At 65.6% G+C, this 13,119-nt stretch carries 11 protein-coding genes and 2 tRNA genes; 4 read left to right on the top strand and 9 right to left on the bottom strand.

Going from position 1 to position 13,119, the window contains the following annotated elements:
- Nucleotides 1-90: 90 nt before the first annotated feature.
- Nucleotides 91-945, bottom strand: a complete 855-nt coding sequence (locus F8G81_RS07505) for a phage holin family protein (RefSeq protein ID WP_267278372.1) — start codon at nt 943-945, stop codon at nt 91-93.
- 178 nt (nt 946-1,123) lie between these two features.
- On the opposite strand from F8G81_RS07505, the gene F8G81_RS07500 reads away from it, so the two are divergent.
- The 3 genes from F8G81_RS07500 to F8G81_RS07490 all read left to right on the top strand — a co-directional run bounded on the left by F8G81_RS07500 (nt 1,124) and on the right by F8G81_RS07490 (nt 3,078).
- Complete coding sequence (locus tag F8G81_RS07500; RefSeq protein WP_267278371.1) at nt 1,124-2,347, top strand: multidrug effflux MFS transporter; 1,224 nt, start codon at nt 1,124-1,126, stop codon at nt 2,345-2,347.
- Nucleotides 2,348-2,441: 94 nt separating this feature from the next.
- Nucleotides 2,442-2,621 carry a hypothetical protein gene (locus F8G81_RS07495; RefSeq protein ID WP_267278370.1) on the top strand — a complete coding sequence of 60 codons (180 nt, stop codon included), beginning with the start codon at nt 2,442-2,444 and terminating at the stop codon, nt 2,619-2,621.
- Nucleotides 2,622-2,670: 49 nt separating this feature from the next.
- The gene (locus F8G81_RS07490; RefSeq protein ID WP_267278369.1) at nt 2,671-3,078 is read left to right on the top strand and encodes a hypothetical protein; all 408 of its coding nucleotides are present in this window, start codon (nt 2,671-2,673) and stop codon (nt 3,076-3,078) included.
- A 72-nt stretch (nt 3,079-3,150) separates the two neighbouring features.
- Here the strand turns inward: F8G81_RS07490 and F8G81_RS07485 are convergent.
- The 6 genes from F8G81_RS07485 to F8G81_RS07460 all read right to left on the bottom strand — a co-directional run bounded on the left by F8G81_RS07485 (nt 3,151) and on the right by F8G81_RS07460 (nt 9,593).
- A tRNA-Asn gene (locus F8G81_RS07485) sits at nt 3,151-3,223 on the bottom strand.
- Nucleotides 3,224-3,348: 125 nt separating this feature from the next.
- A tRNA-Asn gene (locus F8G81_RS07480) sits at nt 3,349-3,421 on the bottom strand.
- 123 nt (nt 3,422-3,544) lie between these two features.
- Nucleotides 3,545-5,470: a DNA primase gene (gene dnaG, locus F8G81_RS07475; RefSeq protein ID WP_267278368.1), complete on the bottom strand. Its 1,926-nt coding sequence runs from the start codon at nt 5,468-5,470 to the stop codon at nt 3,545-3,547.
- Nucleotides 5,471-5,540: 70 nt separating this feature from the next.
- On the bottom strand, nt 5,541-6,830 hold the full coding sequence (locus F8G81_RS07470; RefSeq protein ID WP_267278367.1) for a deoxyguanosinetriphosphate triphosphohydrolase: 1,290 nt from the start codon (nt 6,828-6,830) through the stop codon (nt 5,541-5,543).
- Entirely contained in the window at nt 6,823-8,004 is a 1,182-nt protein-coding gene (gene dusB, locus F8G81_RS07465; protein ID WP_267278366.1) for a tRNA dihydrouridine synthase DusB, read from the bottom strand. Before dusB ends, F8G81_RS07470 begins: the two co-directional genes overlap by 8 nt.
- An 80-nt stretch (nt 8,005-8,084) precedes the next feature.
- Nucleotides 8,085-9,593 carry a YibE/F family protein gene (locus F8G81_RS07460; RefSeq protein WP_267278365.1) on the bottom strand — a complete coding sequence of 503 codons (1,509 nt, stop codon included), beginning with the start codon at nt 9,591-9,593 and terminating at the stop codon, nt 8,085-8,087.
- 54 nt (nt 9,594-9,647) lie between these two features.
- On the opposite strand from F8G81_RS07460, the gene F8G81_RS07455 reads away from it, so the two are divergent.
- Entirely contained in the window at nt 9,648-10,436 is a 789-nt protein-coding gene (locus F8G81_RS07455; RefSeq protein ID WP_267278364.1) for an alpha/beta hydrolase, read from the top strand.
- A 138-nt stretch (nt 10,437-10,574) separates the two neighbouring features.
- Here the strand turns inward: F8G81_RS07455 and F8G81_RS07450 are convergent, their stop codons facing one another.
- Entirely contained in the window at nt 10,575-11,606 is a 1,032-nt protein-coding gene (locus F8G81_RS07450; protein WP_267278363.1) for a GNAT family N-acetyltransferase, read from the bottom strand.
- Nucleotides 11,607-11,608: 2 nt separating this feature from the next.
- Nucleotides 11,609-12,994 (bottom strand): glycine--tRNA ligase, encoded by a 1,386-nt coding sequence (locus F8G81_RS07445; protein ID WP_267278362.1) that lies wholly within the window; start codon nt 12,992-12,994, stop codon nt 11,609-11,611.
- Nucleotides 12,995-13,119: the final 125 nt, after the last annotated feature.

Genomic DNA, 13,119 nt, shown 5'->3' with positions numbered 1-13,119 from the left:
GCTTTGCCTGTTGTGTCCGGCTGTCTCTCTTGTCCGTGGCCGAAAGGCTAGGTGCCCGTCCGTTCCGCGTACCCGCTTCAGCTGGCCCGCTTACAGATCCCTAAGCAGCTTGCGGAGCAGCACGGCGAAAACTGTGGCGGCCGCAGCAAAAGCTGCCAGCGGCTTCCACCGGGGCGCGGCCCCGCCTGTCTTTTCGGACAGCGCGGCCAACTTCTGGCCGGCGAAGTCCTTGCCGTGGTCCACCAACGACTGGCCCTCCCTCAGCTTGTCCTGCGCTGCGGCCAAGAGGAAGCTGGCCTGGGTCTTGACGTCGAGCTCACTGTCAAGCTCATCGCGGGCCTGGGCCAGGTGGTTGCGCCGCTGATGCAGGCGGCGGTGCAGTTCAGGTTCGGAAGCGTGCGGGTATTCCTTGTCGTGGGCCTCTGCCTTGGCTTTCTTCTCTGCCTTCGCCTTGGCTGCAGCTTCATCCTTGGCGGCCTTGGCGGCCTTAGCCTCGGGGCTGGCGGGATCAAGGATGGCGGCGTTGAAGTCTGACCCTTCCTTGGCTACGCCGATGTCATGCCGGATTCCGCGAAGCGTCTCCTCAGGCACCAGTGGCATGGCTTGCTTGAATTTTCGGAGGCCGATCAGGCCCCCGATCGCGGCAATCAGCAGGAAGGCAGCACAGACCAGCAGGGCGGCCAGCCAGGCGGGCATGATGGTGGCCAGCCCCATGATGGCGGCAACAATGAGACCCACCACAAGGAACGCGACGAAAATAAGGGCAACGCCCATAAACGCCGCGGCAACGCCGAGCTGAATGCCCTTGCGCTTGATCTCCACCTTGGCGAGGGCGATCTCGTCATTGAGCTGGCGGGGCGCCAGCCGGACGAGGAGTTTTAGCGTTTTGGGCAGCGCGGTGAGGCGCAGCCCCTGGCTGGTCCGCCCGCTGTGACGTCCGCTCATCGGTTCCGCCTAACTGGTTTCATGGTCGATTCAGCTTCCCTGTGCTGCGGGAGAGTGCAGCTGCACCGCCCCCGCCCCCAAAACTATCATTCAGGTTCAGGCCGAACTTCGGTCATCTGCCGCGGCGTGCCCTCCAACGCTGTAAATGCTGGTTGTTTCGGGCCTAGGATGGATCTCCGTGACCATTCCCACCAACCCGGGCGACTCGCTGAGCCGCCGCCGGAAACTCCTGTACATCCTTTTGCTCGGTGCACTCACCGCTTTGGGCCCCTTCACTATCGATCTGTACCTTCCGGCTTTTCCGGCGCTCGAGGCCAGCCTGGGAGTATCCGAGGCCGAGGTCCAGCTGACCCTCGCGGGCACCACGGTGGGCTTTGCCCTGGGCCAGCTGGTGGTAGGACCGTTCAGCGACAAGTTTGGCCGGCGGTTTCCCCTGATCCTCGCCACCGCGGTGCACATCGCCGCTTCAGTGGGGGCAGCCATCTCCACCGACATCGCCTCCCTGGGACTCTTCCGCGTCCTGATGGGGGTGGGCGCGGCCGGCGGCGGAGTTGTTGCCATGGCGATGGTCCGCGACTTGTTCTCCGGGTACGCGATGGTGCGGATGTTCTCCCGGATGGCACTTGTCAACGGACTGGCACCCATCCTGGCTCCGGTCATTGGCTCGCAGCTCCTCCTGGTGATGCCCTGGCCGGGGATTTTTGTGTTCCTGGCGGCCTACGGCACGCTGGTGGTCATCGCCGCCCTCTTCCTGGTCCGCGAAACCCTGCCGCCGGAAAAACGCGGCCAGTCCGGCCTGACGGCCGGCCAACGCTACCGCGTCCTTTTCACCGACCGGATCTTTGTGGGCCTCCTGCTCCTTGGCGGCATGAACTTTGCCGGCCTGTTTACCTACCTCTCCGCCTCACCGTTCCTGTTCCAGGACATCTTCGGCTTCTCGCCACAGCAGTACGGACTCCTGTTCGGCATCAACTCGCTGGGCATTGTGGCCGGCGTGCAGACAAGTTCCAGGCTGATCAGGCGGATCCCGCCGCAATGGATCCTCGCCTGTTCCACCGCCTGGATGTTCCTGATGGCCCTGCTGATCGTGATTTTCGATCAAATGGGACTGGGGCTGTGGGGCGTGATGGTGCCGCTGTGGTTCTACATCCTGGGGACGGGCTTTACTTTTCCCTGCGTGCAGGTGCTTGCACTGGCAAGCCACGGCGACAAGGCCGGCACCGCGGCCTCCCTGCTGGGGGCCGCAACATTCCTGATGGCCGGGCTGATCTCGCCGGTAGTGGGCTGGCTGGGGATTGAAAGTTCCACCCCCATGGGCGCGGTCCAGGCCGCCTGCATCCTGCTCTCGATCGCAGCGCTGTGGCTGGTGGTCCGGCCCCGGACCGTTCCCTCCATTCACTAGTCAGGCCATCCGCTAGTCAGGCCATCCACTGATTGACCGGCGGCCATTATTTAGGCCGCCAGCCATTTGATCTGGCCCCCAGTAAGGTGGAACGATGAAACGCAGACCGCACCAGAACCGAAGGGGACTCTTCCTCGGAGCGGTGCTGGGCGCCGTCGCGGGCTATTTTGCCGGCCGGGCCCTGGGCAACCCGGCCATCGGGATAATTCTGGGAATGCTGGCCGGCGCTGCCCTGCTGTACCGCGTCAACCCGGGCCCGTGGAACCGGCCCTGACCTCCCCCTGACCTCCCCCCGGGGGCCGTTCCCGGGATAAAATGGGACCGTGCCCAGCTGGCAGGACCAACCGCCACTCCCGGCCACGTGGCAACGGTGCGACTCCGGCATTTTGCCTCTGTGGTGGGAACGCTTGTGCGCCCAAACCGGAGAACAGTCCGCAGCGCTCTACGCGGCCGGGCTCTTCACCGAAGACCGTAGGCGGCCCATCGCCCAGTGGTACAACCCGGCCTTCAATGCCGCCCTCCTGGTGGCGCCTGAGACCTCACCGGAGTGGCCTGTGCAGCGATTCGGCATCTTCTACGCTCCCCCAGATTCCGGTTTTGTCCGGGTCCATTCTGCTCATCACGAATGGCATCCGCGCCAGCCGCGAAAGTCCCCCACCGAGCAGGAGGCTTTCCTGGCAGCCATAGCCGAGGCGGAGCGTTTCCTGCAGGTCGAGATGGACTTTGTGTGACTCCGCGTCCATATCCCCAACAACGAAAGATCCCCGCCCTCAGAGCTGAGAACGGGGATCTTTCTTGTGTTGCTCCTCCTGCTGGACTTGAACCAGCAACCCTTCGATTAACAGTCGAATGCTCTGCCAATTGAGCTAAGGAGGAAGGAAGCAGGTATGACATTAGCAAAGGTTTCGGGGGTAAGGGAAATCGAGGATCCGTGAAGGCAAAATACCCTCCCCGGGTATGAAAAAATCCCCGTTCCGGCGGACCGGAACGGGGATTGTGCGCTCCTCCTGCTGGACTTGAACCAGCAACCCTTCGATTAACAGTCGAATGCTCTGCCAATTGAGCTAAGGAGGAATGAAGCGGCTACTAGCCTAGCAAGCCCCCGCAGGGAAGTGAAATCGGGAAGTGAAAGCGGGAGCGGCAATTGGTGCCGGTTCCTATCCCGGATCCCCCGCGGGTTCCTCGTGGCAGGGAGCGTCAGGCCTCCGAGCGCAGCGCCCGGCGCTCCATCTCAAGCATCATCAGTTCCCGGTTCAGGCGCTGGAATGCCTCCGGGTCAGAGGCAGGATCGAGCCGCTGCAGCTGGCCCATCTTGTCCGCCTTCACCCGGGTGATCTGCAGCTCGAACAGCCGCGACAGGATGTCCTTGCAGTATTTCTGGACGGCCTCGGCGGTGCTGGCCGGCAGCGGAACTACGGCAAGCTCCGAAACGAGCCCTCGAAGCGGCTCGGGCACTTCATGCATGATCTGTTCCACCCAGCGGACGGGATCTTCCGTGAGGCCGGGCCCTGTTGCCCGCATGGCATCGTGGACTGCCTGGAAGGCCGGTGTGGCGAACCTCACGGCCGCGAAACGCTCCCAGATGCCGCCGCCGAGGTGCGCGGGCTCCTGCAGCGCCACCTCAAGGGCCTGCCGCTCCATGGAGGCAACGGGATCCCGTGGATCCGGACGGTGATAGGACGGCACAGCGCCCGACGCCGGTCCCGCAGCCACGCCGGGTCCCCCGGCCTGCGTGGGCCTCCCCTGGGCCTGGGCACTGGCGGCTGAAGGGCTGCCAGCGCCGGCGTGGTCGCCGCGCTTAACGGCGGCACTGACCATCCGCAGCACCTCGTTGGGATCCGGCATTCCCAACCAGCCAGTCAACGCCTGGCAATAGCCTGTCCTCGTGGAGGCATCCCTGATGGCTGCCACTACCGGCACCGAGGCCTTCAGGCCCTGCACCCGCCCTTCCACGGTGTCGAGGTTGAACTGCTTGAGGGTGGTCCGGATGGCGAATTCGAACAGTGGCCGGCGCGACTGAACCAGCGCGTGCACTGCCTCGTCGCCCTTGCTCTGGCGCAGGTCGCAGGGGTCGGCCCCGGTGGGCTCCACGGCCACGTAGGTCTGTGCGGTGAAGCGCTGGTCCTCTTCGAAGGCCCGCAGGGCCGCCTTCTGCCCGGCGGCATCGCCGTCGAAGGTGAAGATAACTTCTCCGCCGGTGCCGTCGTCGGACAGCAGGCGGCGGGCGATCTTGATGTGTTCGGTGCCGAACGCTGTACCGCAGGTGGCCACCGCCGTCGGGATTCCCGCCAGATGGCAGGCCATGACATCGGTGTAGCCCTCCACCACCACCAGCTGGCGGTCCTTGGCGATGTTCCGCTTGGCGAGGTCGATCCCGTAGAGGACCTGGGACTTTTTGTAGAGCGTGGTTTCCGGGGTGTTCAGGTATTTGGGGCCCTGGTCATCCTCGTAGAGCTTGCGGGCGCCGAATCCGATGGTGTCGCCGGCGATGTCCCGGATGGGCCAGATCAGGCGGCCGCGGAACCGGTCATAGATGCCACGGTTTCCTTCGGAAAACATCCCGGTCAGCTTCAATTCCTGGTCGGTAAAGCCGCGGCCGCGGAGGTGCTTGAGCAGCGCGTCCCAGCCCTGGGGTGCATAGCCAACGCCGAACTGTTCCGCCGCGGCCCGGTCAAAGCCGCGGCCGTGCAGGAAGCTGCGGCCCTCTGCGGCGCCGGGGGTGAGCAGCTGGGCGCGGAAGAACTCGTCCGCAATCTTGTGGGCGTCCAGGAGCCGCTGCCGCTTGCCCACTTCCTCCCGGTTGGGGCCGGTGCCGCCGTCTTCGTAGCGGAGCTCGTAGCCGATGCGGGCGGCCAGCTTCTCCACGGCTTCCTGGAAAGAGGTGTGGTCCTGCTTCTGGACAAAGGCGATGACGTCTCCGTCCTCGCCGCAGCCAAAGCAGTGGTACCTGCCTACCTGCGGGCGGACAGTGAACGACGGCGAGCGCTCGTCATGGAAGGGGCACAGTCCCTTGAACGTTCCCAGGCCGGCACTCTTGAGCGTGACATAGCCGTCAACCACTTCCTTGATGTCCGTGCGCTGGCGTACTTCGTCGATATCTTCACGTTTGATCAGGCCAGCCACAAAGCCATCCTAATGCGGGGGTACAGCCTCATGCGGAGGTGCGACGGCGATGGCCACTTTCCGGCGTTCCTCACCACAGCGAGGGCAGGCTGCCCACCAGCCGTTCGTACATGGCCAGAGCGGAACCGTCGGTCAGCGACGCCACCTGGTCAATAACCACCCTGAGCCGCGCGCCGTCGTCCGCTGCGTCCCGCCAGTCAGCGGCAAACATCGGCTCCAGGTGCCTGTCCCCGGTGGCGCTCAGTGCCGTGACAAGCGCGTGCAGCACTTCGCGCTGGCGCTCGTAAATGGGCTGGCGGTGTTCGGTGGTCATCACAAAGGTGGTGGCCAGGCCCTTCATCACCGCGATTTCCATGACTGTCTCGTCCGGGACCATCAGCTCGGCGTTGTACCGGGTGAGGTTTTCCGGTCCGTACAGGGCGCGGGTGGTCTCCAGGGCGCTCTGGCAGAACCGGCCAATGAGCTGGCTGGTCATGTTCTTCAGGGCAGCCATGGACTTGCGGCTGCCGTCGGCCTCCCGTACCCAAACGTCGGTGGCTTCAAGGCGGGCCAGGGCGGCGTCGATGGCCGCGGGATCGTTATGCGGGAGGTACCACTGTTTGGCATAGCCCACCACGCGGGCGCGGTGGTCCGGGTTGTCCATCCAGCGCAGCTGGAAGTGCCCGGCAACGATCGCATCCTCGACGTCGTGCACTGAATAGGAGATGTCGTCCGCGAGGTCCATGACCTGCGCCTCCAGGCAGGACCGGCGCACCGGTGCTCCCTCCCTGATCCAGTTGAAGATGGGGAGGTCGTCCTCGTAGGCGCCGAACTTGCTGGTGCGTTGCCCATGGATGACGGGCGCATCCAAAGCCGACCAGGGGTATTTGGCTGCAGCGTCAAGGCTGGCGCGAGTGAGGTTGAGCCCGGCTGGGCGGCCGTCCGGGGCCAGGACCTTGGGCTCCAGCCGCGTCAGCAGCCGGAGCGTCTGGGCGTTCCCTTCGAACCCGCCGATACCGTGGGCCACCTCGTTCAGGGCGGACTCGCCGTTGTGCCCGAAGGGAGGATGCCCCAGGTCATGGCTGAGGCAGGCGGTGTCAACCACGTCAGGGTCGCAGCCCAGGGCACGGCCCAGTTCGCGGCCCACCTGCGCCACCTCCAGGCTGTGGGTCAGCCGGGTCCGGACAAAGTCATCGGTGTCAGGTGCCACCACCTGCGTCTTGGCACCGAGGCGGCGCAGAGCCGAGGAGTGCAGCACCCGGGCGCGGTCCCGCTCGAAGTCCGAGCGGTAGGTGTTCTTGGGAGGTTCCTCCACCCAGCGGGCGAAGTCATGGACTTCATAGCCGGGAAGGACAGGTGCTGTGGTCCTGGTCTCAGCCACCGGAGACGTCCAGTTCCGCGGCGGAGATGTCCTGGGACTGGGCCTCGTTGAGGGCCCGTGAGTCAAGCCAGTCCTTGGGCAGCGCCGGCTTCTTGGGTGAGCCCGCGCGGCCGCGGGGGCCTTCGGCGTCAACGCCAGGGTAGGGCGACTCCAGGTCCAGTTCGTCCAGGGTATCCTTGAGGCCCTCGAGGGTGGCCACCATGGCAAGCCGGGTGCGCAGTTCGCTGCCTACCACGTAGCCCTTGAAGTACCAGGCCATGTGCTTGCGGATCTCGCGGAGCGCCTTGCCTTCGTCGCCGGCGAAGGTTTCGATCATGAGCTGGGCGTGCCGGTACACGCCGTCCGCCACCTGGCGCAGTGCCGGCTTGTGGCGTTCGTCGCTGCCCTCGAAAGCGGCCATCAAGTCCCCGAACAGCCACGGACGGCCCTGGCAGCCGCGGCCTACCACCACGCCGTCGACGCCGGTTTCACGAACCATCCGGACAGCATCCTCGGCCGACCAGATATCTCCGTTACCCAGGACGGGGATGTCCGGCAGCGCTTCCCGCAGCCGGGCGATGGCATCCCAGTCGGCCTGGCCAGAATAGAACTGTGCAGCAGTGCGGCCGTGGAGCGCGACGGCGGCCACTCCTGAATCACGGGCGATCCGGCCGGCGTCGAGGTACGTCAGGTGATCCTCGTCAATGCCCTTGCGCATCTTGATGGTCAGCGGCACGCCGCCCTTCGACGCCTCCCTGACAGCGGTCTGGACGATGGAGGTGAAAAGGTCGATCTTCCACGGCAGTGCCGAGCCTCCGCCGCGCCGCGTGACCTTGGGCACGGGGCAACCGAAGTTCAGGTCGATGTGGTCCGCACGGTCTTCCTCGACCAGCATCCGCACCGCCTGGCCCACGGTGACCGGGTCCACGCCGTACAGCTGGACGGACCGGACCTTTTCGTCGTCGTCGTGCGAAATGATCCGCAGGGATTCCGGGGTGCGCTCCACCAGGGCGCGCGAGGTGACCATCTCCGCCACATACAGGCCGCCGCCGTACTCGCGGCACAGCCTGCGGAACGCGGAGTTGGTGATGCCGGCCATCGGGGCAAGGATCACGGGGGTATCCACCGTGATGGGACCCAGTTTCAGGGGCGGGAGTTCCAGCTTGGGGGCAGGAGGCGTTGCTACAACAGTCACCTCACCATTGTTGCAAAGCCGGGCAAATCGGCGCCCCCCTTCAGGAACCGGCCGGTAACCGGCAGGGAACCGGCCGCCGGTCAGCCGCGGTCTGCCCGCCGGCCGCGGCGGGTGCCGGCCGCCTCGGCAGGATCTGACGTTGCGCGTCTGGACCGGCTGCTGGCTGCCGCCGCGGCAAGCGCGCCGGTATCGTCGACGTCGTCGGGGTTGACAGCGCCCGGGCTGATGGCACCGGGGCTCACAGTGCCTTGTTCGCCCGTGGCGCCGTCGGCGGGCAGCGCAGCCTCCGGCTGGCCCGCTGTCCGGATACCGGTGGCCTTGACCACCAGCACGGCAATCAGGGTGGTGACGGGAATGGCCAGGACCAGTCCGATGGAGCCCACCAGGGTCCGGATGACCTCCTCGGACAGCTCCGCGCTGGTCAGGGTCTCCCCCAGCGGACGGTTATACAGCATCACGATGATGAGGATGGGCAGGGCTGCACCGGCGTAGGCGAAGGCGATGGTGTAGACAGTGGAGGCAATGTGGTCGCGGCCGATCCGCATGGCTGAGGTGAACAGTTTGCGGGCGCTGGTGCCGGGGGCGAGTTCGTAGAGTTCCCACACGGCTGAGGACTGCGTGATGGTGACGTCATTGAGGACACCCAGGCCGGAGATGATCAGGCCGCAGAGAATCACGCCGCTGATGGAGATGTTGGCGGACGTGTTGATCAGGGTGGTGGCATCATGGCTGCCCACCCCGGCAAGGTTGGCGGCATCCGTGGCCCAGGCCGCCAGCAGTGCGGTAATGCCCAGGCCGAACATGGTTCCCAGGAGCGCGGTGGACGTCCTGGCCGAGAAGCCGTGGGCAAAGTACAGGACCCCGATCATGATCACCGTTGACCCCACCAACGCCAGCAGCAGGGGCGGCTTCCCCTCCACCAGTCCCGGAAGCATAAAGCTGACCAGGACAAAGTACGCGCCCACCAGTCCGATCAGGGCGCGGAGCCCGCGCCAGCGTGCCACTGCTATCACCACCAGGGCGTAAAGCAGCGCCAAAAACACAATGGGCATGGTCCGGACAAAGTCCACAAAAATGTAGGCAGGAGACCCTTGCGACGCCGATGCGCCCTGGGCGTTGGAAAGGTTCAGGTACCTGATCTGGTCCCCGGCCTTTACGCCGTGCGACTTGGCCACATCCGGGTTAATGACTACCTTGACCGGACTGCCGCCCTGGTCAGGCTCCGTGAAAGCGAAGGTACAGTCCGAGCCCTGCTGGCCCGGCTCCTGTTGGCCCGGCTGCGGCTGGCCCTGCTCCTGTTGGGCGCCGGAAGAACCGGACGACGGCGTTCCCTGCGTGCAGCTTTCGACCACCACGCTCTGGATCTTCCCGGTGTCGAAGGTCACGCCGGGCGCCGCCGAATACGGGTTGGCCAGGGAAATGCCCTCTTTGGTCCCGGAGGGCCACAGCATGGCCATTCCCGCGAGGGTAAGCAGTGTGAGCGGAATCAGCACGGCCGCGAGGATGCGGTTGGCTTTACGCCGGGCGGCAACAGCCGGGGCCGTCGGCTCCGAATGACCTGTGGAAGCGTGGGAGTGACCGGAACCCATCAGCAGTTAAACCTCATACCTTGAACTCTACGTCCGGCACCTTAGTGTTGATAAATGGACCAAGAGGACCACGAGGAACTCGAAGAAGGCGGCACGAGCGGCCACAGGAGCGGGCAAAACGATGGGAGTGGCGCCCCCGCCATCCCGGCGAGGCAGGCGGTCATCACTGTGCTCCCGGCATCCGGACCCACACTCGGCGTGGCGTTGGTGCTGCACGGCGGCCGGTCCCGGAGCTATGAGCCCGTGGAGACCCACCACCTGAGCCCGGCCAGGATGATTCCCTTCGCCAGGCACCTGCACCGGGCCGGAAAGAGCTACGGACTGGCGGTATGGTCGATGCGGAACAGTGTGCGGGGCTGGAACGGTGAGGCCATGACGCCCCTGCAGGATGCGCGCTGGGCCCTCAACCGGATCAGGCAGCAGCATCCCGGGGTCCCGGTCTACCTGCTGGGGCATTCCATGGGAGGGCTGACAGCCCTCTGCGCCGCCGACGATCCCCAGGTGGCCGCCGTCGTGGCCCTCGCACCGTGGTTGAATGCGGCGACGCCCGCCTCACGGGTTGCCGGCAGTCGGGTGCTCATCGTGCACGGCACCGGTGACCGCTGGACCAGCCCCTCGGAGTCCCTGCAGTTCGCCCGCCGAGCCGCCCCCCAGGCCGCCTCGATGCAATACGTTTCCCTCAAAGGGGCAGGGCACTTTATGTTCCGACGGGTCAGGCTCTGGCATGCCCTGGCCACCGGTTTTGTCATGCAGGAACTCAGCGCGCACACCGGCGCCGCCATCCCGGCTTCCAGCACCTTGGATCAGCTGCTCCCTCCCACCGCGGTGGAGGTGACCCTGTAAGGGGTGACAGCCAAAGCAAGGCGAGCCCAGAGCGGGTGCCTCCCCGCCGCCGTCGTACTTTCCTCCCCAACCAGGTAGCGCCAAGTCGTTATGGGCCCCCAAAACGACAGATGGCGCTACCCAGTTGGGGGGACGGGGTCAGTCCGAGACGATGAGGGTTTCCGCACCGGCCAGGCGCGCCTTGCCGCTTTCGAGCAATGGCTCGACGGCGGCACGCAGGGCTGTCATGGAGTCGTCCAGTTCCAGCATGACCGGGTGCTGGTACGCGATGAGTGCGAGCAGGTCCCGGACGGCTGCCGCCGCATCCTCCGGTTGCAGGGCCGGGTCATGGCCCACAAATACATCCGTTGCCGCCGCAGCCGGCGAGGACCCTTCTGGAGCCAACGGATCCTGGGCGGCCTCGGCATAGCTGACGGCGAAGGCGCGGATCCGTCCCTTCCTGGTGGGGGCCACGCCGGCGCCGAAGGCCGACTCCGGTTCGGCCCGCAGCACGATCGCTCCATGCGCACCGGTCAGGTCGTCGAGGAACAGCTTCTGCACCTGTCCCACCGACAGCACTCCCGGGGAATCCCAGCTGTGGATGGCTGAGTAGTACCGTCCCACCACATCCGTCAGCTCCACCGAACCCGTGGCGAGTTCCATCACGACGTCGGAGCCGGCGTTTTCGTCGTTGGCGGGCCTGCCGGCGTCGTCCTTGCCGGGGAACACAGGCAGCTTCAGGGCGCCGGGTTCCACCACCACCAGCCGCGAGCGCTGGATGGGCGCAAGCCCGAACGCGCCGGCGAAGGCGGCTCCGGGAGTGTCCGGCTGGACTTTGGCGCGGAGCCTGGAAACGCCCGACGGCGACTGCTCCGCTTCCCGGCGCAGCATGGTCAGGAGCGTGGCCCCAATGCCCGCGCGCCGGTGATCCCGTGCCACTTCAATGTAGGTCCACAGCCGCTCCGGATGCAGGGACGCCTCGTAGACCACACCGGCGGCCACCGGAATGCCAACGCCGTCCACAACGTCCTCGGCCACGATGCAGCGGCGCCAGGGCGTGCCGTCGGTGCCGGCGGAGGAGACTGTAAGGGCGCCGCGGAACTGGCCTGCCTGGAACGTTTCCGGGTCTCCCCAGATTTCCAGCAGCGCCAGGTCATCGCCGTCGCGCCATTCGCGGTACTCGATGGCCATGGCTACGCGCCGATCAGGCGTGCGGCCAGGTAGCCTTCCACCTTGTCCAGGGATACACGTTCCTGGGTCATGGTGTCGCGCTCACGGATGGTCACGGCCTGGTCATCCAGGGTGTCGAAGTCCACCGTGATGCAGAACGGGGTGCCGATCTCGTCCTGGCGGCGGTAACGGCGGCCGATCGCACCGGCGTCATCGAAGTCGATGTTCCAGTTCTTGCGCAGCTGGGCACCCAGGTCCTTGGCCTTGGGTGAGAGGTCCTCGTTGCGGCTCAGCGGCAGCACAGCGGCCTTGACCGGCGCCAGGCGCGGATCGAGCTTCAGGACCGTGCGGACGTCCACGCCGCCCTTGGCGTTGGGAGCTTCGTCCTCGGTGTAGGCGTCCACCAGGAAGGCCATGAAGGAGCGGGTCAGGCCGGCGGCGGGCTCGATCACGTAGGGCGTGTAGCGCTCGTTGGTGGCCTGGTTGAAGTAGCTCAGGTCCGTACCGGAGGCCTTGGCGTGGGTGGAGAGGTCAAAGTCGGTGCGGTTGGCGATGCCTTCAAGCTCCCCCCATTCCGAGCCCTGGAAGCCGAAGCGGTATTCGATGTCCGTGGTGCCCTTGGAGTAGTGGCTGAGCTTGTCCAGCGGGTGCTCGAAGAAGCGCAGGTTCTCCTCGCGGATGCCAAGGCCGGTGTACCAGGACATCCGCTCCTTCATCCAGTACTGGTGCCACTCTTCATCCGTGCCGGGCTCCACGAAGAACTCCATCTCCATCTGCTCGAATTCACGGGTGCGGAAAATGAAGTTTCCGGGCGTGATCTCGTTGCGGAAGGACTTGCCGATCTGGCCGATGCCGAACGGCGGCTTCTTCCGGGAGGTGGTGAGGACGTTGCTGAAGTTCACAAAGATGCCCTGTGCGGTCTCGGGGCGCAGGTAGTGCAGGCCTTCCTCGCTGGCCACCGGACCCAGGAAGGTCTTCAGGAGTCCGGAGAATTCCTGCGGTTCGGTCCACTCGCCGCGGGTGCCGCAGTTGGCGCAGGCAATGTCCTTCAGGCCGTTTTCTGCGGGGCGGCCCTTCTTCTCCTCGTACTCTTCCTCAAGGTGGTCCGCCCGGTAGCGCTTGTGGCAGGACAGGCACTCCACCAGTGGATCGGAGAAGACATCCACGTGGCCGGACGCTTCCCAGACCTGGCGCGGAAGGATGACGGAAGAGTCCAGGCCAACGACGTCTTCACGGCCGCGGACCACGGACTGCCACCACTGTCGCTTGATGTTTTCCTTCAGCTCGGCACCGAGGGGTCCGTAGTCCCAGGCAGAACGGGAACCTCCGTAGATCTCACCGGCCTGGAATACAAAGCCCCTCCGCTTGGAAAGGGAAATGACCTGGTCGAGAACGGATTTTGCTGCCATGGTGGAACTCCAATTTCTACAGGCCGCTGGGTGCGGTCCGCGGTTATCTGGCCCCGCTTGCACCGTTGGTGGGCACCTCTGGTTGCCTGCGGGGCGGGCTAAGGAAAAAGTTGCAGAAACCTGCG

It is taken from the genome of Arthrobacter sp. CDRTa11 (assembly GCF_026427775.1).
In the GTDB taxonomy this organism is placed as follows: domain Bacteria; phylum Actinomycetota; class Actinomycetes; order Actinomycetales; family Micrococcaceae; genus Arthrobacter.
This window is presented reverse-complemented; position numbering and strand designations above follow the sequence as displayed.